Raw genomic sequence first — 22,326 nt, 5'->3', positions numbered from 1 at the left:
AAGATGCCGGCAATAAAAAGATGATATAAGATCACTTTATATAGCGCAAAGCGAGCACTTTGCGTGAAATGTCATAAACTATTTTCGAAGCGCCGCGGATGAACGTCCATCCGTGCATTTTCCTACCATCACAACACTTAACCCTCTCCAGGAGAACCGACCATGTCATCGCGCGCCCGTGTGTGGCCAGGCAAACCTTATCCGCTCGGCACAACTTGGGATGGCAAGGGCGTTAATTTCGCGCTCTTTTCCGCTCATGCCGAAAAGGTCGAACTGTGCTTGTTCGATTCTTCTGGCCAGCGCGAGATCGAAAGACTGGTGTTGCCGGAAAACACCGACCAGATCTGGCATGGTTACGTGCCTGGGCTGTGGCCGGGCACCTTGTATGGCTACCGGGTGTTTGGACCCTACGAACCGCAGATCGGTCACCGTTTCAACCACCACAAACTACTGCTCGACCCCTATGCCAAGCAGTTTTATGGTTCGCTGCACCTGCGCGACGAGCACTGTGGCTACCAGGTCGGCCACTCGAACGCCGATCTATCCTTCGATACCCGTGACAACGCCCACGACATGCTGAAGTGCGTGGTGGTGGACACCAGCTTTAACTGGGACGGAGACCGTCCTCCCGAAACCCCCTGGAATCGAACGGTTATCTACGAAACCCACATCCGCGGCTTCACCATCCGCCACGAAGGGGTACCCCACCATCTGCGCGGTACCTTCGCCGGGATGGCTCACCCCGAAATTATCAAACACCTGCAGGCTCTGGGTGTCACCGCCGTCGAATTGATGCCGGTCCATGCCTTTGTCGATGACCGGTTTCTCACTGATCGCGGCTTGCGCAATTATTGGGGCTACAACACATTATGCTTCTTTGCACCGGAATCGCGCTATCTGAGCGGCGGCGATCTGGCCGAGTTCAAGACCATGGTCAAACGCTTGCACGACGCCGGCATCGAAGTGCTGCTGGACGTGGTCTACAACCATACGGCCGAAGGCAACGAATTCGGCCCGACTCTCAGCTTTCGGGGCATCGACAATGCTTCCTACTACCGGCTTATGCCCGACGATCGCCGCTTCTACATCAACGACACCGGCTGCGGCAACACCCTCAACCTGATCCATCCACGAGTGCTGCAAATGGTCATGGACAGCCTGCGCTACTGGGTCAACGACATGCATGTGGACGGTTTCCGCTTCGATCTGGCGGTCACCCTGGGTCGGGAAGAATACGGCTACGACCGCTGGGGCGGCTTTTTCGACGCGATCCGCCAGGATCCGGCCTTATCACGGGTTAAAGTCATCGCCGAACCCTGGGATATCGGCCCCGGTGGTTACCAGCTCGGCGGCTTCCCGGCCGGCACCACCGAATGGAACGATCGCTTCCGCGATACCGCGCGCCGGTTCTGGTGCGGCGATGACGACATGCTGCCGCGACTGGCCTCCAACCTGCTGGCATCCAGCGACCTGTTCGATCACGACTGCCGGCGGCCTTGGGCTTCGGTCAATTACATCGCCAGCCACGACGGCTTCACCTTGGCTGACCTGGTCAGCTACAACGAACGCCACAACGAAGCCAACGGCGAAAACAACCGTGATGGTCACCCTTCGAATTTCAGCCACAACCAGGGCGTCGAAGGACCCACCGACGACCCGGCCGTCCGGCAATTGCGCCTGCGCCTGCGCCGCAACATGCTGGCCACCGTGTTATTGGCTCAGGGCACGCCCATGCTACTGGCCGGAGATGAATCCGGGCGCACTCAGGGCGGCAACAACAACGCCTACTGCCAGGATAACGAGATCAACTGGCTGAAATGGCACGACATCCCCGCCGAGGATTTGGAATTTCAGGATTTCGTGCGCCGGTTGATTCACCTGCGCTCCGAGCATCCGGTGCTGCGTCGGCCGCGGTTCCTGCACGGCTTGCAGATCTCGAAAACCACGGGCTTGCGCGACATCGAATGGATCAGCCCCGGCGGCGGCATTATGAGTGATTACCACTGGCAGGAGTCCAAGGCCCGTTGTTTCGGTATGTTGCTGGCCGGCGATACCAGCGAGTACTTCACACCGGACGGTTATCCGGAAACCGACGATACCCTGCTCGCCCTCTTCAATGCCGGGAAAGCCGTCGTTCCGTTTCGCATGCCCGACGTTCGCAACGCTCGTGGCTGGCGCTGCCTGCTCGACACCTCGCGACCTCAGCTTGCGGCGGGTGATCTCCTGATCGGTACCGGCGACGATTTTCAGATCGAGCCTCAGACCATCACCGTGTTCGCCTTGATGATGGATGAAGCGGCTTGAGCTGAATTCACCAGAGGCGGCATGAACCCCATCGACCAAATCGCCGAAGCCCGCATTCGCGAGGCCATCGAGCGCGGCGAGCTGAGCGGCCTACCCGGTGAGGGCAGGCCGCTGCAACTGGACGACGACTCGGCAATTCCAGAGGAGTTGCGCGCCGCCTACCGTATCCTGAAAAATGCTGGCTTCCTGCCACCGGAACTCCAGTTGCGCAAGGAACTACGCGAGGCTGAACATTTGCTGCAACAACTACCGGAGAGCGAACGTAGCCGGGCGCGGGTCCGCCTTGAATTATTGCAGCTACGGCTGGCCGCCAACCGCCACCAGCCGATCAACCTGCTGCTGGAAGATCGCTACCGACAACGACTGCTGGAGCGGCTTGAGCCGGGCTTGAACCGGTAGCGCCTGGCTGATCTGCTTGCGTGCGAAAGAGTTAGAAGATGATATAAAAACCATGCATAAGACAAACTCGCAACTACCTCGGCCGACCACGGATTGACTGGAAGACCGGGATCAGTTCCGCCGCCTCAACCCCAATCCCCCCACTCGTCCTCAGCTTCGTCGCCATCGCTTTCGGGGTACAGCAGCAGTACGCGTTCGGGCGTAAATTGCGCCAGCTTATCCGCGGTTTCCCGTGACACCAACGGAAAATCAAACTCGCCACGATCGCCACGGACGATGGCCAGACGGCCCGTGGCCAGCGCCTTGCGTTGGGCGGGCGTGACCCGGACGGCGCGGACAAAGCGGCCATCCTGAAAATTGTAGATCGCCTCCGCCGACGGCTCGTTCAAGCGGTGAGCATCGATCAACTGACGGGCGCGGGCAGCTTGCTCCCGTTGTTGCCTTTCCGCTTCGCGTTTCTGATTTAGCTGCCGGTCCTGCTCGCGCTTGCGGAAAGCCTCGGCCTCGGCGCGCTGGCGCGCTTCCTCGCGTCGCGTCGCCTCTTCGGCTGCCAGTGCCCTGTTTTTCTTGCGCTGGTGCTCCTGCCGGCGCGTGTCCGAATCCCGCTTTTTAGCCTGCTCAGGAGGAACCAGTCCCGCTTTTAATAACTCATCTCGCAACGACATCGCCTGTTGACCTCATGGCCGTGCCTGCATGGGCCTTGCCGGTTCAGTATAGAATCCGGCTTCGAATCGTACCGTCCACTTCCTCCAGCCGTTTCTTCAAATGCAACGTCTCGGCGCGTTCGTGGCTGTCCAGATCGATCACCACGTAACCGATCCTGGCGTTGGTTTGCAGGTACTGGCCGGCGATGTTGATACGCTGCTCGGAAAAAATGGCGTTGATCCGCGACAGCACGCCCGGCTGATTGCGGTGGATGTGCAGCAACCGGTGCTTGCCGGGGTGCTCGGGTAGCGATACCTCCGGGAAATTGACCGAACTGAGGGTCGAGCCGTTGTTGCTGTACTTGATCAACTTACTCGCCACTTCCAGACCGATATTCTGCTGGGCTTCCTCGGTGCTACCGCCCACATGCGGGGTCAGCAGCACGTTATCGAAACGGCGCAGTGGCGAGATAAATTCCTCGTCGTTGGCCTTCGGTTCCCTCGGAAACACGTCAACCGCCGCTCCAGCCAGATGTTTGGATTCCAATGTCGCCACCAGCGCATCGATATCCACCACCGTACCCCGGGCGGCGTTGATCAAGCGGGCGCCCGGCTTCATCCGCGCCAGTTGTTCGGCCCCGATCATCTGAAAAGTCTGCGGAGTTTCCGGCACATGCAGCGTCACGACATCGGCGAGTTCCAGCAGCGCGTTCAGCGAGGGCAGCGCTTGGGCGTTGCCCAGCGCCAGCTTGGTCTCGATGTCATGGAACACCACCCGCATGCCCAGCGCTTCGGCCAACAACCCAACCTGGATACCAATGTGGCCGTAGCCGACAATGCCCAGACACTTACCGCGCACCTCGTGGGAACCGGTGGCGGTCTTGATCCAGCCACCGCGATGCGCCATGGCGTTGCGCTGGGGAGTACCGCGCAGCAACAGGATGATTTCCGCCAACACCAGCTCGGCCACGCTGCGGGTATTGGAAAACGGGGCGTTGAACACCGGGATGCCGCGTTCCTGGGCGGTATCGAGACTCACCTGATTAGTGCCGATGCAAAAACAGCCGACGCCGATCAGGCGGGGGGCACGCTCGATGACGCTGGCGCTTAACTCAGTGGCCGAACGGATGCCGACGAAATAGGCGTCGCTGATCGATTCCAGCAACTGCGGTTCGGACAGCGCTTTCGGATGGATTTCGATATTGCTATAGCCGTCCGCCTGGAACGCCTCGACGGCGCTGGAATGGATGCCTTCCAGCAACAGAATTTTGATCTTGCTCTTGTCGAGTGAAGTTTTGCTCATGGCTGCACGGAGTTTCACCGGTGATAGAATGCGGTTGAACGAAGTCTGACCCATGATGGATAAGTAACCTTACCTTCTTTTTTCCCACGGCGACAACTGTTGACGACCATGCCTACCCTCAACGAACCGGCCGCGGCCCTACTCGATGGCATCCGCGCCTTCATCGAACCCGCCCAGGTCCGCGCCGACCCGGATAGTTGCTTGAACTACGGTCGGGACTGGACGCGTCTATACACGCCAAATCCGCTGGCGGTGGTGCTACCGGATAGCATCGAGCAGATTCAACGACTGGTGTGTTACGCCAACGAACATCGACTGGCGCTAGTGCCGTCGGGCGGTCGCACCGGTCTGAGCGGCGCGGCGGTCGCCCGCCGAGGCGAAATCGTGGTCTCCATGGAGCGGATGAACCAGATTCTCGAATTCGACCCGACCGACCGCAGCGTGACCTGTCAGGCCGGCGTGATCACCGAAGCGCTGCAAAATTTCGCCCGCGACCGTGGTTTGTACTACCCGGTGGATTTCGCCTCGCGCGGCTCCAGCCAGATCGGCGGCAACATCGCCACCAACGCCGGTGGTATCAAGGTGGTGCGCTATGGCCTGACTCGCGACTGGGTGACCGGTTTGAAGGTGGTCACCGGCCGTGGCGATCTGCTTGATCTCAACCGCGGTTTGATCAAAAACGCCAGCGGCTATGACCTGCGGCACCTGTTCGTCGGCAGCGAGGGCACGCTGGGGATCATCGTCGAGGCAACGCTGAAGCTGGCCCGGCCGCCGCGCGAACCGAGCGTCATGGTGCTGGGCGTACCGGATCTGGACAGCGTGATGTCGCTGTACCACGTCTTTCGCAACAAACTGGAACTGAGCGCCTTCGAATTCTTCTCGGAACTGGCGTTGCGTCACGTACTGAAAAAAGGCCCGCAGCGCCCATTCGACGCCGAAACCCCTTACTACGTGCTGGTCGAATTCGAGAACCCGGAAGGCTCGCACACCGACCAGGCGCTGGCGCTGTTCGAACACTGCGCCGAACAGGGTTGGCTGGCAGACGGTGCGATCAGCCAGAGCGAGAGTCAGGCCAGGGAACTGTGGCGGTTGCGCGAGGACATCAGCGAGTCGATTTCGGCGCATCAACCCTACAAAAACGACATCGCGGTACGGATTTCGCGGGTACCGGCGCTGCTGGCGGAAATCGATGCACTGCTGGCGCGGGAATACCCGGATTTCGAGATGCTGTGGTATGGCCACATCGGCGACGGTAACCTGCACGTCAACATCCTCAAGCCGGCGGACCTGGATTCGAGCGCTTTCGCGCAAAAATGCGGTGCGGTGAGCGAGCATCTATTTGAAGTACTGCGCCGTCATGGCGGCAGCATCTCGGCCGAACACGGCGTCGGCCTGACCAAGAAGCCGTACCTGCACTACACCCGGGATGAAACCGAGATCGGCTACCTGCGGGCGATCAAGCAGGCCTTCGATCCGAACGGCATCATGAATCCGGGAAAGATATTCGATTGATGAAGATGAAGCGGAGATTTCGATCCCCATGCTGACGCACGATCAGCTTTCCGTTCTGCTTTCCGATCTCGAACTGGATCATGTCGAGCGAACCAGTTCGACGAAGGATACCGATAAATTTGGTGAAGCCATCTGTGCTTTCGCCAATGATCTACCCGGCCATCGTCAACCGGGTTATCTGTTGATTGGCGTAAGAGATGACGGTCAGCGCTCTGGGCTTAAAGTCACCGACGAGCTACTGAAAAATCTTGGTGCCATCCGTTCCGACGGCAACGTACTGCCACAGCCGGTGATGAACGTCACCCCTTTCACCTTCGCCGATGGTGATGTGGCGGTGGTAGAGGTTTTGCCGTCCGATCTACCGCCCGTTCGCTATAAGGGGCGGGTGTGGATTCGAATTGGACCACGTAAAGGTATTGCCAACGAACAAGAAGAACGCATTCTGACCGAGCGGCGTGTCGCGCTGGCGCGCTCTTTCGACGCCCGTCCGTGCCCGGAAAGCACTATTGAAGATTTAGCACTGGGACAATTCGAAGCTTATCGCCATGAAGCGATTGATTCGGAAACCATTGCCGCCAATCAACGATCAATCGAGCAACAACTTGGCTCGCTGCATTTCTTCAACCCAGAGCGAAATTGCCCAACTCATGCCGGCATCCTGCTATTTGGTAAAAACCCCCGTTACTTTCTACCTGGCACCTACGTCCAATACCTGAAATTGCCAAACATCGATCTGACTGATGTCCCCGAAGATCAAGCGGAAATATCGGGTGACTTACAATCCGTGCTGCGTGAATTGGAGCTTCGGATCAAGGCGCTGATTCAAACCAGCCTCAGACCGGCTGCTGGATTTCGGGAAAAACTACTCCCCGATTATCCTGAATGGGCACTGCGCGAGCTATTGATGAATGCGGTCATGCACCGTAATTACGATAGCAATACATCTATCCGCTTTTACGTGTTCGACGATCATATCGAAATCATGAGTCCTGGCGGTCTTTATGGAGAAGCCACTCGCGAAAATTTTCCTACACGCAACAGCTATCGCAATCCTATCATTGCGGAAGCCATGAAAACACTGGGGTTTGTCAACCGCTTCGGTTACGGCGTGCAACGGGCACAATCACTGCTTAAAGCCAACGGCAATCCACCCGCACAATTTGAATTCGACGAGCACTCCGTTCTAGTCAAAATTTACCGGAGACTGGAATGAAAACCATCGCTTTCTTCAACAACAAGGGAGGGGTTGGAAAAACCTCGCTGGTTTATCATCTCGCTTGGATGTTCGCCGACCACGGCATTCCCACACTGGCCGTTGATCTTGACCCGCAAGCTAACTTAACCGCAATGTTTTTGGACGAGGAGCGTCTGGAAGAATTGTGGCCTGACGACGATGAGCATCCACAAACGGTGTATGGGGCCATACGCCCTATCCTTCGCGGCATTGGTGATATTGCCAAACCTCATGTGGAGAAAATCAATCCTTCCTTGGGAGTCGTACCGGGTGACCTGGGTCTCTCTCGCTTTGAGGATAAGCTGTCCGATGCCTGGCCTCGTTGCCATAATCGCGACGAGTCCGCTTTTCGGATCATGACGGCGTTTCATCGCCTTATCGAATCGGCCACAAAATGGGGAGCGGAAATAGCGTTGATCGACGTTGGCCCCAATCTCGGCGCGATCAACCGTTCGGCGCTGATTGCTTCCGATCAGGTTTGTCTTCCTCTCGCTCCCGATCTATTTTCCCTGCAAGGACTTAAAAACCTGGGTCCAACCTTGCGCGACTGGCGCGCCATCTGGGCCGAATTACTCGCTAAAGCACCTTCCGATCTGCCAATGCCTAAGGGAGCCATGCAACCAGCTGGATATATCGTCATGCAACATGGCATCCGCGATTCGAGACCGGTTAAAGCTTACCAACGCTGGATGGAGCGAATTCCATCGATCTATCGCACCGCCGTCCTGAATGAAAAACCGGCTTCCAGGACTCCTCAAGTCGACCAAGACCCCTACTCCCTGGCATTGCTCAAGCATTATCGCAGCCTGATGCCACTCGCCATGGAGGTTCGCAAGCCTATGTTTTTTCTCAAACCCGCCGACGGCGCCATCGGCGCTCACGTCGATGCCGTAAAGAAGTGCTACCAAGATTTCCAGAACCTTGCCCGGCGAATTGCGCGGAGTGCTGGCATCGCCATGAGCGGGTAACGTTCAATCGCTCGGCTCGAAAACACAGACCCATCCTCTTCAATCCCTACCCCGCCACCCCAAACACCCGCGCCCGCTCCAGCACCCCCATCGCCCAGCGCCGATGCGTGGCGGGCTCGCAGAATGAATCGTGCATCCTGAATACCGCCGCCACATCCGGCGCCACCAGCGCCGCCGCCGTCTCGTAGTCCTCGCGCGGCACTCGATAGCAACCCTCGATCACTGGAATCTGCGTGGGATGAATCGCGGTCTTGCCGATCAAGCCATGCTGCAAATCGGCTTCCACCTCGCGCACCAGCACCTCCGGCGTATCCAGATAATCGAACACCGGCGCGCTGAGCCGGTAGCTGGCCGGATGAAAGACGCACGCCAGATCGGCGATCACCCCGCGCAGCGGTGTGTCGTACACCGTCGCGCCGCGCGCCCGGCGGATGCCGAGCAGATTCAGCAGATCATTGCCACCGATGCGCAAACACGGGACATGATCGCGCAGGCCGTTCTCCTCCAACCGGTCACGCAGCAGTTCCATCCGGCGACGGTCGAAAACCGCGGCGGTCTCCAGAATCGGCATTAGATAATGACCAAGCCGGTCATCCCAAACCTTCAGCCAATCCCCCAGCGTATGCGGATCGAACTTGGGCAACGCGAAGCCTTGTACCCGCTCAATGCCCTCCATCCGCAACAGTCGCCGCAACACCGCCGGATTGCGTGGGCGGATAAACTTCAGCGGCGGCCCGGGGTCCAGTTGCGGCAGCAGCGCCGCCAATTGGGCCAGCGCCCGCTCCAAATCCCGTTCATGCACCGCATCCTCGGTGCAAAAAATCAGCGCCCGCGCCCCGGACCGCTGGCGGTCGCGGGCGATAGCCGCTAAATCCGGCCGGCTGGCGGGCACGTACAGCGTGGCGCCCAGCAGCGCCGCCGACAGCAAGGACACGGGCTCGACGTGAGCATGCCCTCCAGGTTGCAAGGCGCGAGCATCGAAGGGAATGACCCTCATGACAAATCCTCGATCAGAGCGGTGGCCTGGATGGGCATGGCCGGATCGATAACGACGGGCACCTGTTTCTCCTCCGCCAGCAATCGTAGATGCTCGACATCGGGATGATCGGTGGCACGCAACAGCAGCAGGCCCGGCAAGCGGCGCAGCAATACCCGAGTGGCCTCGGCCACGCCCGGCTTAACGAAGTTGCGATCTCTGACGCGGTAGCGGGCGTGCAATCGAGTCAGAAAACCCGTCATCGCTCGATGCCGCTCCCGCCGCTCTCCCGGATCGGGGCGTAATGGAAGCGGTTCGGCGGCGGCGAAATAGCCGGCCACCCGGTCGAGAAACCAGCCGGACCGGTCGTGCGGCTCGAACTCCTGGTAGAACACGCAGCCGTGAAAATCGTCCGGGCCGATGGCGGCATTGAGAATCGAACGGCTGGTCAACCCCGACACGGTGGCATTCAAGATCCCGCTGGGAATGGCGTAATCGTCGTAGGTCGCCGCCACGTCGGCGACGCCGCCGATATCGGACACGACATGCAATGCTTCCTCCAACGGTTCAGGCTGGTGGGCATTCCAGCGCTTCAGCGCCTGGCGCAACTCCTCGCCGATCACCCCCTTGGCGGTCCAGCCGTCCACAAACGCCAGTCCGGCCGACTCACGCCCGGCGTTTCGCAAGATGAACGCCAAGGCATTTTCGTCGATCCCCCGATCGCGGATGATCGAAATCGAGTAGTGGCGAACGTCCGTCCGCCCCAACCAGCGCAGGGCGCGCGCCAGCAATGCGCCCACCGGCGTACCGGCGCGGGCCAGCGACACTACCGTTACCTGCCGGGGCCGGGTCTCGGCCAGATAGCGCGCCAGCGTCAGGATCTCCGCCGCCAGTCGCGGCGCGTAGCGGTCGATCAATACTTCGAACAGCGCCAGATAGCGCGGGCTGGGCGCCCGCTCGGGGGACAGCATTTCGCTGTAGTGGCGCGCGCCGGACTGAATCAGCCGCTCCTTGGCTTTCACATCCACCATCTCCAATCGCAGCGGCTTCAGCAGAAACACGGTGTCTTCGGGCCGGTAGCTGCCGGAAAAGGGGATCATGGCGCGTACTCGCGCCAGGTCTCCATCTGAATCTGGCTGTCCCTGGGCACCAGCGCGAAATCGCAACCGCGCAGAAACGGAATGTCGGTGAGACTGTCGCCGGCGCCGATGGTGACGATGGGTCCATCCCGTTCCAGCTCCATCCCCACCCGCCGCACGGCATCGTGCTTCTGTGCGCCCCGGACGGTAACCGCCAGATTGTTGCCGTTGTGATGCAACGCCAGTTCCTCCGGCAAACCGGCGGCGACCAGTCGCGCCCGCACCCCGGCCAGCGCGGCGTCGTCGGCGTTGGCCTTGACGGAAATATAGCTCAGCCATTCATCGACCGAGTGGCCGCGCACTCGATAACCACCCGCCGTCGCACCCTGCTCCAAGCAGGCGGTACACTCCCGAAGTAGCGGTTGCGCCGCCACCAGCAACGGCCGAATCTCGGTGTACCACCAAGCCGGCAAGCGACCGTCGGGCTGACGGATCACGGCGCCATGATGAGTGATGCGCCAGGACTCGAACTTCAGCATCACCCGTGCCAGTGCCTCATCGGTGCGTCCCGTGACCGGAATTACCGTGCCCCGCTCCAGCCAAAACGCCAGCAGCCGTTGTTGGGCACGGGTCATGAACGACAGCACCTGTCCCGCCCGGTCCACCGCCGCCGGCTCCACCGGTTCGGTGGGCGGGCATTTCGGCGCGGTCTGCAAAATCGTGTCGTCGAGATCGAGAAAGATCACGATGCGCGGCATGACTCCTCCACGGCGAAAGCCAAACCACCCAGCAGGCCGGGCAGCACATGCGCGGCCGGCATGGCGGCATGTTCGTAGATGATGACCGGCAAGCGGTCCGCATCGAGGTTATAGAGATAGTTGGGGATACCGTCGCCATGGTGGTCGGGAAATTCGCGGCGGCTGGCGATGGCGTCGCCCACCATGATCGGCGAGCGGGTGGTGGACTGAAAGCGCACATCGTATCCCGCTTCTTCCAGCGCCAGCGCGAGGCGAAACGGCGTATAGGCATACTCGCCGGTGCCGATGACCGCCAGCGGACGCTCCGATGGATTCTCTCGGCTCACCACCTCGGGAAAAGCCGATTCAACCGCCGAGCGCCAGCGACCGGCGAGCACGCCGGTACACGCCGGGTCTGCCGCGATGCCGTCATGCGCGCGATCCGCGACTGCGTCGACCACCGGCAACGCCGGCGGGGGAAAGTCGGGGTCCGGTTCGAACCGGAAATCCCCCTCGACCAACGCTGGGAAGCACACCGGTCGCCCCAGCAACAGCGCCAACTCCCGTTGCCGACCCTCATCCAGCCAATTAGCGATGCTGACCAGCGCGATCTGTTCGAGTCGCGGGTTAAATCGCAGATAGGCGCGCGCCAGCTCCACCAAGGTGCGGCCCGTGGAAATTTCATCGTCCACCAGCACCAGGCTCCGCGCCGCCCGAAACAGCGGCTGCAACTCCGGATCGGGCAGATAGACCGCATGATCCGGGGCATGACTGTGGCATTCGTCGAAAGCGAACGCCAGCGGACGCGACAAGCGGCAACGGGTGGTTTGCAGATACAAGACATCGTCGCGCCCCGCCCGCGCCGCCGCTTCCTCCGCGACCCCACGCCCCAGGGCGGTCGCGGTTTCCGCCATCCCCATCACCAGCAACGGCCCCGGCAAAGCCGCGATCCTGGCCGCCAGCCGGACATGGGTGTCGCGCATGACGCTGGGCCGAACCGGCCAGTGCTTGCCCAGCACTTTGCTGACGAACAGATACAAGCGTCGGGGGTTCTGGCGGGTGGCGTAGGTCAGGCAGTGCTCCACGGGCCGCTCCTCGCGCCGGATGGTTAGGGTCAGCCGCCCGGCTTGAATCGGCGCCGTCAGGGTTCTGCCAGTCAAACCGTCGTCTCCACGCTCACAAGCCCAAATCGTTCAGTATGGTGGTAATCCGATGTACGTAGGTATGCTCGGCCAGCACCCGCCGCCGGCCCGCCGCCGCCACGCGATTGGCGAATGCCGGCTCGCGCCGCAACCGGGCGATCAGGGCGTTTAATTCATCGGCGTTACGATAAACCAGGATCTCCCGTCCGGGCTCGAAACAGCGCGGCAAATCGACCAGATCGTCGTTCAGCACCACCGCGCCGCAGGCCGGCGGCTCGAAGCTGCGCTGGTTGAGGCCGTGCTCGACATTGGCCTCGTTGCGCGCGTTCAATACCGCCACATGCCGCTGGTAAAGCCGCACCAAGCGGGTACGGCCGATCTTGCGGTTGCGCACTCGATGAAAGCCTTCCTGCGCCAGATCGCTCCAGTCGGTGCCGACGATCCGGGCGGGCGCCTCCAGACCGCGCACCACGGTCTCTCGGAACGCGGTGCGACTGGCCACGAACAACACCTCGGGCTGACGCGTGACGCGGGCCGGACGAAACAGTTCCGGGTCGGCCGCCAGCGGCAGGTAGCGGCCTCCGGTGGTAAAACCGGCGGCCTCGGCATCCCTGAAAAACCGGGTGTCGGTATAATACAATCGGTCGCAGTGATCGGCGCGCGCCCGGCTCCCGGTCGCGGGAAAGCGGTCACCCACCAGACCGGCAATCACGGGACGCCGTGCTTGGGCGTACAGCAGCCGGTAATAGTCCAGCGGTACCCCGAACACGCCGGCCACCAGCACCAGTTCAGGGCGGAAACGCGCCAGAACGCGCTCAAAACGGGCCAGCATCCAGTCCGAGTCCATCGCGGTATATTCCCGCCACTTGCTCCATAAACCCAGCAGCGGGGTATTACCGTTGATGGCGAAAACCTGCGCGGGATAATCCAGCCGGGCGCAGGCGTGATACAGGTTTTCCAACCACAACACCAGGCTACCGCGCTTGCCGAGCAACAGGATACGGGCGGGCGTTCCGGCGGTCCGCCGCCCCGCTGCTGTCACAGCGCCACCGCCGGTTCGACTGTCATTGCGCGCCGAGCACTGTCCCCGACCGGGCGACTGCCGAAGGGCCGGTGGCGGCATTGTTCACCGCGATGCCTGACCTCGATCCAGCAGAACGCCCACTTGCGCCGCCAAACCAGCGGCCGCCCGCGAACGGTGCAATTTTTCTCGAGCAGATGCGATTTTTTCACACCGCGCATGGCTCTCTATACCCTCTCACAATCAGCAATCCTCCGCTTCCGCGGCCTGGCGACGGAGCGCCACCCTCCAAAGCGTCGCAGCAGCTCTTTTCATGACTCTATAACAGCAAACAGTATCCCCGCCACCTCTTTGCAACGACAGAAACACGATAACGGCACGTATTCTGCAAAAACAGGCGTGATGCCTTCCTCCCCCACTACAGGATTCATCGTGGTTCTACTACCCTTGTCAATATCGGGTTAATACCCCAACAACGGTTTCCGTCCCACCCATACCCAGGAGGCATCCATGAACGGGCGAACTCTCAGCGCCAATCTCGTCATCACCGTACTGCTGCTGGCCGTCGCCAATGGCGCGCGGGCCGGTACGACCCTCAACGCCGTCAAGGAACGTGGCTATATCAAATGCGGCGTCAGCGATGGCCTGCCCGGCTTCTCCTACGCCGACGAAAAAGGCAAATTCAGCGGCATCGACGTAGACCTGTGCCACGCCGTCGCCGCCGCGGTATTCGGCGATTCCACCAAGGTCAAATTCACCCCGCTGACCGCCAAGGAACGATTTACCGCCTTGCAGACGGGCGAGATCGATGTGCTGTCACGCAATTCCACCTGGACCTCCAGCCGTGATTCCGCTTTGGGGCTGAATTTTACCGGCGTGACCTACTACGACGGTCAGGGCTTTCTGGTCAATAAAAAACTCGGCGTCAAAAGCGCCAAGGAATTGGACGGCGCCACCGTGTGCGTGCAGGCCGGCACCACCACGGAACTCAATCTGAGCGACTATTTCCGCACCAACAAAATGAAGTACACCCCGATCACCTACGACAAGTCCGACGAGAGCGCCAAGGCGCTGGAAGCCGGCCGCTGCGACGTACTCACCTCCGACCAGTCGCAACTCTACGCCCAGCGCATCAAACTGGCCAAGCCGGGCGATTATGTCGTGCTGCCGGAAGTTATCTCCAAGGAGCCGCTGGGTCCAGTGGTCCGCCACGGCGACGACGAGTGGTTCGATATCGTCAAGTGGACGCTGTTCATCATGGTCGACGCCGAGGAACTCGGCATCAACTCCAAGAACGTCGAGGACATGAAGAAATCCACCAACCCGGATGTGAAGCGGATGCTGGGTGTCGAGGGCGACAAGGGCAAGGACTTCGGCCTGGCCAACGACTGGATGGCGGTGGTGGTTAAACAGGTCGGCAACTACGGTGAAATCTTCGACCGCAACGTCGGCAAGGGCAGCGCTCTGGAGATCGAACGCGGCCTGAACGCGCTATGGACCCAGGGCGGCTTGCAGTACGCGCCGCCGGTCAGGTAAGCGGTCAACAGGAAGTCAAGGAGGCGCGGAGCACGACATCCGCCCCTCCTTCTCCCCGCCATCACGAGATCCGCATGGCCGAGCACACCTTTACGCCAGTCAAGCCGCCGTTCTGGAACAACCCGGAAATTCGGGCCATCGCTTTTCAGATCATCGCCCTCGCCGCCACCGTCGCCTTTGGGTATTACCTCTTCGAGAATACCCAAACCAACCTGCGGCGGCTGGGTATCGCCTCCGGTTTTGACTTCCTCTCCACATCCTCGGGCTTCGGCATCCTTCAAAGCCTGATTCCCTATTCCGAAACCTCAAGCTATGGCCGGGTGTTCTGGGTCGCCCTGCTGAACACTCTGCTGGTTTCCGCGCTGGGCATCGTGCTTGCTACTCTGATCGGCTTCATCGTCGGTATCGCCCGGTTGTCGAAAAACTGGCTGATCGCCAAGCTGGCTTTAGCCTACATCGAGACTTTCCGTAATATTCCGCTGCTGCTGCAAATTTTCTTCTGGTACTTCACGGTGCTGCGGGCGATGCCATCGCCGCGCCAGAGCCTGAGCCTGGGCGAAGCCGTATTTCTGAACATTCGCGGGCTCTACCTGCCCGCGCCGCGGTTTCAATCCGGATTCGGCTGGGTGCTGGCAACGTTCGCTCTGGCCCTCGTCCTGATCTTTATCCTGGTGCGCTGGTCCAAGCGGCGACAGGCAGCGACCGGTCAGCCATTCCCCACGATCTCGGCCTCGCTGGCGCTACTGCTCGGCCTGCCGCTGCTGGCGTTCTGGCTGACCGGCTCACCGCTGATCTGGCAATATCCGGAGCTGCGGGGCTTCAACTTTCAGGGCGGCCTGGTCATCATCCCGGAGATGGCCTCCCTGCTGCTGGCTCTGTCGATCTACACCGCCGCCTTCATCGCCGAAATCGTCCGCGCCGGTATCCAGGCGGTCAGCCACGGTCAGACCGAGGCCGCATTCTCCCTGGGTCTCAACTCCAGGCTGACGCTGCGGCTGATCATCCTGCCGCAGGCGCTGCGGGTGATCATCCCGCCGTTGACCAACCAGTACCTGAACCTCATCAAAAACTCCTCGCTGGCCGCCGCCATCGGCTACCCGGACCTGGTGGCCGCCTTCGCCGGCACCGTACTGAACCAGACGGGCCAGGCCATCGAGTGCATCGCCATCACCATGGCGGTCTATCTGACCATCAGTTTGCTGATTTCGCTGCTGATGAATGGGTACAACCGGCGGGTCGCCCTGGTGGAGCGTTGAACGATGGCCGAAGCGCATATCTCTCGTCCCGATCCGCCGCCGGCCAGCACCATCGGCGTGTTCGGCTGGCTGCGCCGCAATCTCTTCTCCTCGCCGTTCAACATCGCGCTGACCGTACTGGCATCGTACCTGCTCTACCTCACCGTCCCTCCCCTGCTGCGCTGGGCGCTGCTGGACGCCACCTGGAACGGCGACAGCCGCGAAGCCTGCCAAGCGAACGGCGGCGCCTGCTGGGTGTTTATCCGGGTTAATTTCGAGCAGTTTATGTATGGCTTCTACCCGGAAACGCAGCGCTGGCGGGTCAACGCCGCCCTGCTGTTACTGATCCTCGGCGCGGCGCCGCTATTCACGCGCACCGTGCCCAACAAGTTCAAGGTACGGTGGGGGCTGGGGTTGCTGGTGGTCTATCCGCTCGTCGCCTTCGTGCTGTTCAAGGGCGGCCTGTTCGGCTTGCGGGTGGTGGACACCAGCCGCTGGGGCGGACTGCTGCTGACCCTGGTCATCGCCGGGGTCGGCATGACCGCCGCCCTGCCGCTTGGGATATTGCTCGCCTTGGGCCGGCGCTCGCAAATGCCGGCCATCCAGACCTTGTGCGTGACCTTTATCGAGCTTTGGCGCGGCGTGCCGCTGATCACCGTATTGTTCATGTCCTCGGTGATGTTACCGCTGTTCCTGCCCGTGGGGGTGAATTTCGACAAGCTGCTGCGGGCGTTGATCGGCGTCACCCTGTTTCAGTCGGCCTATATGGCGGAGGTGGTGCGCGGCGGCCTGCAAGCCATTCCCAAGGGCCAGTTCGAAGCCGCGGCGGCGCTGGGGCTGGGCTACTGGAAGACCATGGCGCTGATCGTGCTGCCGCAGGCTCTGAAACTGGTCATCCCCGGCATCGTCAACACTTTTATCGCCCTGTTCAAGGACACTTCGCTGGTGCTGATCATCGGTCTGTTCGATCTGATGAACATCGTCCACAACGCCACCACCAACCCGGCCTGGCTGGGTTTCTCCACCGAGGGCTACGTCTTCGCCGCCGCCGTCTACTGGCTATTCTGCTTCGGCATGTCGCGCTACAGCCAGAACCTGGAAAAACGCCTGCACACCGGCCACAAGCGTTAGGAAACCGACCGATGAATGAACCTGAACCCTCTCCCGCGCCGCTGTCCGAGCAAGAGATGATCCGTATGGAAAAGGTGCATAAATGGTACGGCACTTTCCATGTGCTAAAGGATATCAATCTGACCATCCGCAAAGGCGAGCGCATCGTGGTCTGCGGCCCGTCCGGCTCCGGCAAGTCCACCGCCATCCGCTGCATCAACCGCCTGGAGGAATACCAGCGCGGCCGAATCGTGGTCGATGGCCAGGAACTCAGCAACGACGTGAAACAGATTGAGCAGGTCCGCCGCGAGGTGGGCATGGTGTTCCAGCACTTCAATCTGTTCCCGCACCTGAGCGTGCTGGAAAACTGCGCGCTGGCGCCGATCTGGGTGCGCAAGCTGCCACGCCGACAGGCGGAGGACATGGCCATGGAGTATTTGGAGCGGGTCAAGATCCCCGAGCAGGCCGACAAATACCCAGGTCAGTTGTCCGGCGGCCAGCAGCAGCGGGTTGCCATCGCCCGCAGCCTGTGCATGAACCCCAAAATCATGCTGTTCGACGAGCCGACCTCGGCGCTGGACCCGGAGATGATCAAGGAGGTGCTCGAAACCATGGTGACGCTGGCCGAGGACGGCATGACCATGATTTGCGTCACCCATGAAATGGGCTTCGCCAAGACCGTTGCCCATCGGGTGATTTTCATGGATGGCGGTGAGATCATCGAGGAGAACGAGCCGGAGGAATTTTTCACCCATCCCCAGTCGGATCGGACCAAACTATTCTTGAGCCAGATCCTGCATAACTGAAGCTCAGGCGATCCTTGCCACGATCGATACCGACAAGCTCCATGAAAACCTCACTCGGGCCAGGGATGGCGCCACGGTTCGCAGGCCGGCCTCGGTATCGAGTTACCCCAGCAGAAACGCCAACGGAATATGGACTCGCTCCCGCCAGGCCCGCTCGGAATGCTCCGCGCCCTCGAACTTCCGCGTTGACCAATCCTGACCTTCCCGATAGCCCGCCGTTCTCAACCACCCGTCCATGCGCCGTTGCCAGGGTTCGTAGTCCGCATCCAGGGTCTCGGTACCGTAATCGAAATACAGCCGATGCCGGCCCGCTGGCGCTAAACCCGCTCCCAGCGCATCCACCAGCGCCTCTTCCCCAATCGGCCAATGCGTGGACAAGCAACCCGCGCCGCCGAAGATATCGGGATATTCGATCACGGCATACAGGGAAATCAGCCCGCCCATGCTGGACCCCATGATCCAGGTATGCGCGGGGTCTGGCATGGTCGGATAATGGGTGTCGATGAACGGCTTGAGTTCCTCAACCAGAAACTTCAGATACCCGTCCGACAGCGGCTCTCCCCCCGTCTGTTCGATAAATCGGCTCAGGATGCGTTGCCCTTGGGAGGACGTCAGCGGCTGTTGCGGCATGTACTCCTGTAAGCGTAACGGACTGTTCCAAATCCCCACGATGATGGCGCCCGAATGGCGACCCTCACGAATCAGGCGCATCATCGCTTCGTCCATGCCCCAATCGACGCCGATAAAGGACAGGGCCGGATCGAACAGATTCTGGCCATCATGCATGTAGATGACAGGGTACCGGGTTGCCAAACCCGTTCCATCTTCTGGCGGACACCACACATCGACATGCCGGGACGCGATATGGCGGGATGGAAAATCGGCATGGCGGTTGATGGCGTTGGCGGGGGAGAGCTTGGGCATCAGTTCACGCTAGCGGGTCTTGCGGGATCGGGGCGGCGCCGGGCTGGATCGCCCCGCCGTCCGGCCCGATCACGCCGAACGCCACCGCATCCTTGCCCTGACTCTTGACCTGATACATCAGATGATCGGCCGCTTTGACGGCCTCGTCCGCGCTGGACGGGGCTTGCTGAAACGTCACCGCGCCAACGCTACAGGTGACCGGAAAGCCGGCGGCATCGAGCGACTCCCGCAGCAGATGCCGGGCCTTCCCAATCACTTCCACAGCCCCCCCAGCGTCGGTATCCGGCAGTAACAAGGCAAATTCGTCGCCGCCCAGGCGTGCCACCCGGTCCGTGCGGCGGGTGCCTCGCCTCAGGGTCTGCCCAACCACGCGCAATAAGCGGTCGCCTTCGCCATGGCCATGCCTGTCGTTGATACGTTTGAAATCGTCCAAATCGATATACGCCAGCGTCAATGTACTTCCATTACGCCGGGCCAGCCCGAGGTTGTACTCCAACTGCTCCGTAAACGCCCGAGAGTTGAATACTCCGGTTAGCGCATCCATTCTGGCAAGCCGTTGTTCGTTGGTTAGATGCTCGCGCAGTTCGGCCAGCAGGAAAACGTTGCTCAGAAAAAAACCGAGGCGGATCAGGGTATTCCAAAGTGGAATCGCCAGATGGCTGTACGAGTGTCCGGCTCCCCAGTCGGCGGCGAACCAGACGATGGCCGACAGCACCGCCATGCCAAAACCCGCCCGCCGCCCGACGTTCCAGGCCGCAACGTCAATCGGTACCAGGTACAGCAGCGAAACCCCCAGTTCGTACCCGGTCAGGTAGTCGACCAGCCCAATCAGTAAAACGCCGCCCAAAGCAAGAGCGAACACTTGCGCGCGCGACCAACGGGCTAATACTGTATTGATGGTGGTTAACATGCTTGCTATCGCGGCGAACCGCCGCTCGGTGGAGAATGAGAAAAGGATAGCCTGGCTTGACCGGAACGTGGGCGCCCGCCGGCTCGCCCAGTTATTCGGAATGTCATCGAACGGCAAACCTCACGGCAAGAAAGGCGACGAATGAGTTCCCAGTTTCTCCCCGACTATGGTTTGTACCTGCTCCGCGCCGGGGTCCAACCGGCAACGCGGCTGGTCTTTTTCGATCTCCCGATCAACCACCTGACCCGCCCGGAGCGGCGCATGGTCAGCATCACCCTCAGTACCGACGCAGGTGGACGGGAATATGCCATCTCCTTCGATTTCATCGGTCCCCGCATCGATGATCTGCTGGCTGCTTTCCCGGAATCCGTCGGAGACCGGGCCTGGGCCTGGCTGGAGAATCCCGCCACCGTTGGCGATCACCTCGAACTGTCGCCACCCCTCACCGTGTTCTGCATCGAAGCCACCCTGGGAACGCTGCAACAGGGCGTCCACGAAAAATTCGTCCCGCTGATCGTGCGCAAGGTCACGGCAAAACCGTCTCCGCCAAGCTCTTAAAGCTACTGCGGATGTTGGCCGTTCCCGATCAATAAAGGCATATCTCCCGCCGCACCGCCTCGAACGCCGCCCGCTCCAGCGCCCAGTCGGTAGTCAGTTCCGCCAGATCGCCGCCGGAACCCAGCGCCAGCCGCAGCCGTTCATCCCCCGCCAGCAGATCGATGGCGGGCATGTCGGTCACGAACTCATAGGGTTTTTCTCGCCAAGCGAATACCTCCGGGGCAACCCGCTTGACGCTTTGCAGAAAAGCGGCTCCGGTCGCGCAGGAATCGAAAAGCCGGCGGTCGGTGACGTGGATTTGCACACCCCCGCAGGTGTTCCCGGCGTGCTTCTGAAACTTGGGCCGGAAATAGAGCGGGCGAAACCGGCAACCGGGGAGATTCCGGCGGGACAGGTCGGCGGCGAGCGCCTCGGGATCGATACCCGGCGCGCCGGCTACTTCGAACGGCCGGCACGTCCCCCGCCCTTCCGACAGGTCGGTGGCTTCCACCAGGCACATGCCCGGATAGACCAGCGCGGTATCGACCGTGGGCATGTTGGGCGAGGGATAGACCCAAGGCAGCCCCGTCTCCTCAAAAAACATCTCGCGCCGCCAGCCGCGCATGGGCACGATATCCAACTCGCATTCGACACCGCGCCGCCGCTGGACAAAGCGGGCGACCTCGCCGGGCGTCAGCCCGTGGCGATTGGGAACAGGATGCAGGCCAACGAAGGACTCGAAGCCCGGCTTGATCAGATTGCCCTCGGTGCTCAGACCGTCGAGCGGATTGGGACGGTCGCAAATCAGCACTCGCACCCCTGCCTTGCCGGCCGCTTCCATGCACAAGGCCATGGTCCACACAAAGGTGTAATAGCGCGCGCCCACGTCCTGCAAGTCGATGACCAGGGCATCGAGCCCCCGAAGATGTTCGGGACGGGGCGTCAGACTCTCGAAAGTCGCGCCGTACAGACTATGGACGGGAACCCCCAGTCGAGGATCGAGGGAAACATCCTCAACATCCTCCATATCCTGCGCTTCGCCTCGGGCGCCGTGCTCCGGGCCGAAGATGGCGACGATCCGGGCGCCGGCCGCCGGCAACAGGTCCAGCGCATGACGCAATTCGGCGTCGATGCTGGCGGGATGGCATACCACTCCGATCCGGGCGCCACGAATTTTTTCGGGAAAGTCGCTGATCAGTACTTCCAGGCCAGTCTGAACGCGGGACATCAGGGCCATCGCTCCTTGGTGGTTTCGGAAGCGTCGATTCTAGCCCTGCTTGATGAGTTGTCGTAGTTCCGGCAAGCAGGAACCACAGTGAGTGCCGGCTTTGAAGGGATCGACCGCCGAATTGAGTGCCGTGTTGATCCGCCCGCGCCAGCGTGTTCTCGCTGACGCCGAAGGCCCGCGCATCCACCGGATATATAGCAACCCTCTTTAGATTTGTGGAAGCGTGGACCGCCGAGATCAATCCCCCGCCGCTGACACGGCGCCCCCTTTGAAAAAGGGGGGTTGGGGGGATTTCCGCTCCCGAATCGACCACAACTCATTGCGGAGAGCTATATCTCCACATAGGGCTCGGGGATATGCCCGGTCAGCCGCGCGGTCTTGTCGGTGTGGATCATGGATGTACCATTAATCGCGAATCCGCCCGCTGTTGAGCACCAGCGGGAAACAGTCATCGACCACATCGGCAGAACCGCTCGCCGATAGCGACGCGGCACGCCTTGTGGTCGGCGGCAAAGAATCCACCCGCGCCAAGCAGCCGCGCCGCACTCAACAACAACGGTGTTCGGCTACGCTCTTCCTCGACAACCCAATCTCAGCGACCCCATGGCGTGGTTGTCCTGTTGCGGTGGCGTCCGTGCCCACGACTGCGCCGAACCGCTGAACCAGCAGGCTGGCCTGATCGTTAGAATATGATTTATATCATTGAGTTGCATGGATAATT

The 22,326-nt window shown here is 61.0% G+C and carries 22 protein-coding genes; 11 read left to right on the top strand and 11 right to left on the bottom strand.

Annotated features, from left to right (window positions below; genetic code table 11):
• Positions 1–162 precede the first annotated feature (162 nt).
• Together glgX and IPM89_05630 are read left to right on the top strand one after the other, a co-directional pair.
• Positions 163–2,304 carry a glycogen debranching protein GlgX gene (gene glgX / locus IPM89_05635; protein QQS55289.1) on the top strand — a complete coding sequence of 714 codons (2,142 nt, stop codon included), beginning with the start codon at positions 163–165 and terminating at the stop codon, positions 2,302–2,304.
• Between the two features lie 21 nt (positions 2,305–2,325).
• Complete coding sequence (locus IPM89_05630) at positions 2,326–2,703, top strand: DUF1992 domain-containing protein (protein QQS55288.1); 378 nt, start codon at positions 2,326–2,328, stop codon at positions 2,701–2,703.
• A 125-nt stretch (positions 2,704–2,828) separates the two neighbouring features.
• Here IPM89_05630 and IPM89_05625 read toward each other — a convergent pair whose 3' ends face one another.
• Both IPM89_05625 and serA read right to left on the bottom strand, forming a co-directional pair.
• Positions 2,829–3,368, bottom strand: coding sequence for a DUF2058 family protein (locus IPM89_05625; protein QQS55287.1), 540 nt, complete (start codon positions 3,366–3,368; stop codon positions 2,829–2,831).
• Positions 3,369–3,411: 43 nt separating this feature from the next.
• On the bottom strand, positions 3,412–4,650 hold the full coding sequence (gene serA / locus IPM89_05620) for a phosphoglycerate dehydrogenase (GenBank protein ID QQS55286.1): 1,239 nt from the start codon (positions 4,648–4,650) through the stop codon (positions 3,412–3,414).
• A gap of 108 nt (positions 4,651–4,758) precedes the next feature.
• Between serA and IPM89_05615 the strand changes: the two genes are divergently transcribed.
• The 3 genes from IPM89_05615 to IPM89_05605 are packed head-to-tail and all read left to right on the top strand — an operon-like array spanning position 4,759 to position 8,364.
• The gene (locus IPM89_05615) at positions 4,759–6,162 is read left to right on the top strand and encodes an FAD-binding oxidoreductase (GenBank protein QQS55285.1); all 1,404 of its coding nucleotides are present in this window, start codon (positions 4,759–4,761) and stop codon (positions 6,160–6,162) included.
• Between the two features lie 28 nt (positions 6,163–6,190).
• Positions 6,191–7,375: a putative DNA binding domain-containing protein gene (locus tag IPM89_05610; GenBank protein ID QQS55284.1), complete on the top strand. Its 1,185-nt coding sequence runs from the start codon at positions 6,191–6,193 to the stop codon at positions 7,373–7,375.
• Positions 7,372–8,364, top strand: a complete 993-nt coding sequence (locus IPM89_05605; protein QQS55283.1) for a ParA family protein — start codon at positions 7,372–7,374, stop codon at positions 8,362–8,364. Before IPM89_05610 ends, IPM89_05605 begins: the two co-directional genes overlap by 4 nt.
• Before the next feature lie 46 nt (positions 8,365–8,410).
• Here IPM89_05605 and IPM89_05600 read toward each other — a convergent pair whose 3' ends face one another.
• From IPM89_05600 to IPM89_05575, 6 genes are read right to left on the bottom strand one after another with little or no spacing between them, the layout of a single operon-like run.
• Positions 8,411–9,361, bottom strand: a complete 951-nt coding sequence (locus tag IPM89_05600) for an HpcH/HpaI aldolase/citrate lyase family protein (GenBank protein QQS55282.1) — start codon at positions 9,359–9,361, stop codon at positions 8,411–8,413.
• Positions 9,358–10,440 (bottom strand): hypothetical protein, encoded by a 1,083-nt coding sequence (locus IPM89_05595; protein ID QQS55281.1) that lies wholly within the window; start codon positions 10,438–10,440, stop codon positions 9,358–9,360. Before IPM89_05595 ends, IPM89_05600 begins: the two co-directional genes overlap by 4 nt.
• Complete coding sequence (locus IPM89_05590) at positions 10,437–11,177, bottom strand: hypothetical protein (protein QQS55280.1); 741 nt, start codon at positions 11,175–11,177, stop codon at positions 10,437–10,439. The genes IPM89_05595 and IPM89_05590 overlap by 4 nt, the downstream gene beginning before the upstream one ends.
• The gene (locus tag IPM89_05585) at positions 11,162–12,316 is read right to left on the bottom strand and encodes a phosphoribosyltransferase domain-containing protein (protein QQS55279.1); all 1,155 of its coding nucleotides are present in this window, start codon (positions 12,314–12,316) and stop codon (positions 11,162–11,164) included. Before IPM89_05585 ends, IPM89_05590 begins: the two co-directional genes overlap by 16 nt.
• A gap of 16 nt (positions 12,317–12,332) precedes the next feature.
• On the bottom strand, positions 12,333–13,340 hold the full coding sequence (locus IPM89_05580; GenBank protein ID QQS55278.1) for a glycosyltransferase: 1,008 nt from the start codon (positions 13,338–13,340) through the stop codon (positions 12,333–12,335).
• Complete coding sequence (locus IPM89_05575; GenBank protein ID QQS55277.1) at positions 13,337–13,540, bottom strand: DUF2256 domain-containing protein; 204 nt, start codon at positions 13,538–13,540, stop codon at positions 13,337–13,339. The genes IPM89_05580 and IPM89_05575 overlap by 4 nt, the downstream gene beginning before the upstream one ends.
• A 289-nt stretch (positions 13,541–13,829) precedes the next feature.
• Here IPM89_05575 and IPM89_05570 point away from each other — a divergent pair, with 289 nt between their 5' ends.
• From IPM89_05570 to IPM89_05555, 4 genes are all read left to right on the top strand, one after another.
• Positions 13,830–14,855: an amino acid ABC transporter substrate-binding protein gene (locus IPM89_05570; GenBank protein QQS55276.1), complete on the top strand. Its 1,026-nt coding sequence runs from the start codon at positions 13,830–13,832 to the stop codon at positions 14,853–14,855.
• A gap of 74 nt (positions 14,856–14,929) precedes the next feature.
• Positions 14,930–16,111, top strand: a complete 1,182-nt coding sequence (locus IPM89_05565) for an amino acid ABC transporter permease (GenBank protein ID QQS55275.1) — start codon at positions 14,930–14,932, stop codon at positions 16,109–16,111.
• A gap of 3 nt (positions 16,112–16,114) precedes the next feature.
• A complete protein-coding gene (locus IPM89_05560) occupies positions 16,115–17,221 on the top strand; it encodes an amino acid ABC transporter permease (GenBank protein QQS55274.1) in 1,107 nt (368 codons plus the stop codon).
• Between the two features lie 56 nt (positions 17,222–17,277).
• A complete protein-coding gene (locus IPM89_05555; protein ID QQS55806.1) occupies positions 17,278–18,006 on the top strand; it encodes an amino acid ABC transporter ATP-binding protein in 729 nt (242 codons plus the stop codon).
• A 102-nt stretch (positions 18,007–18,108) separates the two neighbouring features.
• Here IPM89_05555 and IPM89_05550 read toward each other — a convergent pair whose 3' ends face one another.
• Both IPM89_05550 and IPM89_05545 read right to left on the bottom strand, forming a co-directional pair.
• The gene (locus IPM89_05550; GenBank protein ID QQS55273.1) at positions 18,109–18,930 is read right to left on the bottom strand and encodes an alpha/beta hydrolase; all 822 of its coding nucleotides are present in this window, start codon (positions 18,928–18,930) and stop codon (positions 18,109–18,111) included.
• 4 nt (positions 18,931–18,934) lie between these two features.
• Complete coding sequence (locus IPM89_05545; protein ID QQS55272.1) at positions 18,935–19,840, bottom strand: GGDEF domain-containing protein; 906 nt, start codon at positions 19,838–19,840, stop codon at positions 18,935–18,937.
• Between IPM89_05545 and IPM89_05540 the strand changes: the two genes are divergently transcribed.
• Both IPM89_05540 and IPM89_05535 read left to right on the top strand, forming a co-directional pair.
• Positions 19,839–19,985 (top strand): hypothetical protein, encoded by a 147-nt coding sequence (locus IPM89_05540; protein QQS55271.1) that lies wholly within the window; start codon positions 19,839–19,841, stop codon positions 19,983–19,985. The two genes, IPM89_05545 and IPM89_05540, sit on opposite strands and share 2 nt — an antisense overlap.
• On the top strand, positions 19,982–20,398 hold the full coding sequence (locus tag IPM89_05535) for a hypothetical protein (GenBank protein QQS55270.1): 417 nt from the start codon (positions 19,982–19,984) through the stop codon (positions 20,396–20,398). Before IPM89_05540 ends, IPM89_05535 begins: the two co-directional genes overlap by 4 nt.
• 28 nt (positions 20,399–20,426) lie before the next feature.
• On the opposite strand, the gene IPM89_05530 is transcribed toward IPM89_05535, so the two are convergent.
• Complete coding sequence (locus IPM89_05530) at positions 20,427–21,605, bottom strand: DUF1343 domain-containing protein (GenBank protein QQS55269.1); 1,179 nt, start codon at positions 21,603–21,605, stop codon at positions 20,427–20,429.
• Positions 21,606–22,326 lie beyond the last annotated feature (721 nt).

The sequence above is a fragment of the Candidatus Competibacteraceae bacterium genome, from assembly GCA_016699715.1.
In the GTDB taxonomy this organism is placed as follows: domain Bacteria; phylum Pseudomonadota; class Gammaproteobacteria; order Competibacterales; family Competibacteraceae; genus Competibacter.
The sequence above is the reverse complement of the archived record's forward strand: the minus strand, read 5'-3'. Positions and strand labels throughout refer to the sequence as shown.